The organism is Limnospira sp. PMC 1279.21, from assembly GCF_032349615.1.
GTDB classification, from domain to species: domain Bacteria; phylum Cyanobacteriota; class Cyanobacteriia; order Cyanobacteriales; family Microcoleaceae; genus Limnospira; species Limnospira fusiformis.
This window is the reverse complement of record NZ_JARPLU010000359.1, coordinates 1-1,703: the sequence shown is the minus strand read 5'-3', so window position 1 is coordinate 1,703 and position 1,703 is coordinate 1. Positions and strand designations below refer to the sequence as shown.

Annotated in this window: 2 protein-coding genes; both read left to right on the top strand. The window is 43.6% G+C overall.

Annotation, left to right across the window (positions count from 1 at the left end; translation table 11 throughout):
* On the top strand, nucleotides 1–170 hold a 170-nt coding region (locus P5683_RS24545), incomplete at its 5' end, for a zinc ribbon domain-containing protein (protein WP_315641183.1).
* A gap of 55 nt (nucleotides 171–225) precedes the next feature.
* Nucleotides 226–1,578 (top strand): ATP-binding protein, encoded by a 1,353-nt coding sequence (locus P5683_RS24540; protein ID WP_273248744.1) that lies wholly within the window; start codon nucleotides 226–228, stop codon nucleotides 1,576–1,578.
* Nucleotides 1,579–1,703 lie beyond the last annotated feature (125 nt).

Genomic DNA, 1,703 nt, shown 5'->3' with positions numbered 1-1,703 from the left:
TCCATCGTCAAAAAATGCCCCTAGTCCGTCGGACTTTTGAATGTCCAAACTGTGGCTTGAAGATTGATAGAGATTTGAACGCCAGTATAAATTTAGAAAAATCGCCTGGTTCAGACGATTACACTTGTGGACGGGGTGCTGCCGACAGTCCCGGACGAAGCCAGAAATAAACATCAATATCCGGCTATGTCCGGTTTTGTTTAAGTTTTATAGAGCATAAATTAAATGTCCCTAAACCTTGGACGATTCTTTCGAGCCTGTAACCCGCGATACACTCTGAATATATCGAAACCTGAAGATCGACAATACTATATTGATTTTTCAACAGTTCGGGGTTCTAATGTAATTCGGGAACTGAAACGGACGATCACCTTTTCTGACCATCAACCTACCTGTCAATTATTTACCGGACATATAGGCTGTGGAAAATCCACCGAATTATCACGATTAAAAACTGAGTTAGAAGCGGATAAATTCCATGTAGTTTACTTCGAGTCTTCCCAGGACTTAGATATGGCAGATGTCGATATTAGTGACATCTTACTGGCGATCGCTCGCCAAGTTTCCCAAAGTTTAGAAAATAGTGGTGTCTGTCTGCAACCCAAACGCTTTCAAGGCATTCTGAAAAGCGCTGCCAACCTTCTGAATACAGAAATTACCAGTTTTCGGAGCAATATTCCCGTCGTCGGTGATATTGGTGTTAGCCAAGACTCCGAGGGTTTTTCCCTATCTTTTGGGATTGGTGAAATTACCGCCAAAGCCAAAGACTCAAGGGATGTGCGATCGCTATTAAGACAACACCTAGAACCCCGAGTTAATAACATTATTGAAGTCATTAACCAGGAATTAATCACCCCCGCTCAACAACAACTACAGCAACGGGGACAAGCCGGATTAGTCGTGATTATTGACAACCTAGATCGCATCGATAATAAAGCCAAATTCGGCATCCGTACCCAACCAGAATATTTATTTGTAGATAGGGGTGAACAACTCAATAAACTTCTGTGTCATGTCATCTATACAATTCCCCTAATTCTCACCTTTTCCAACGATAAAGAAGCCGTTAGCAACCGCTTTGGTTCCCCCGCCAAACTGCTACCAATGGTCAGAGTCAAAGAACGAGACGGTAGCGACTGCGAACCCGGAATTAATCTGCTCAGACAAATGGTATTAGCACGAGCATTTCCAGAATTAAACCAAACCGATCGCCTCCGTGAAATCCCTAAATTATTTGACTCTACCAGCACCCTCGATTATCTCTGTCAGATGAGTGGTGGTCATGTGCGAAACCTGCTAATTTTACTATTTAATTGTCTACAAAAAGACGATCCACCCTTCAGTCGCACCATGATTGAACGGGTAATTAGCGAGAGACGCAACGAATTAGGAAAAGCCATCACCCCCGACGAGTGGGAACTTCTCCGCCAAGTTTCGCAGCAGAAAACCGTCCGAGGAGAGGAAGAATATCAAACTCTCCTCCGCAGTCTATTTGTCTTTGAATATTGCGATCATGATGGTAGTTGGTTTGACCTTAATCCCGTCTTAGAAGGCGCTAAGGATTTTGACAAAGATTAATTACCGCCCCCTCAGAAACCGGGTTTCTTTCCTGAGTTAGAGACCGAGAAACCCGGTTTCTTTCCTGAATTTACCGCCAATCTCCTTGAATAGTAAACGCACCCCAATAATAGGGAGACTGCCAT

Coding starts and splice junctions, on each gene's coding strand:
- P5683_RS24540 (WP_273248744.1), top strand. CDS start 226: ATGTCCCTAAACCTTGGACGATTCTTTCGAGCCTGTAACCCGCGATAC.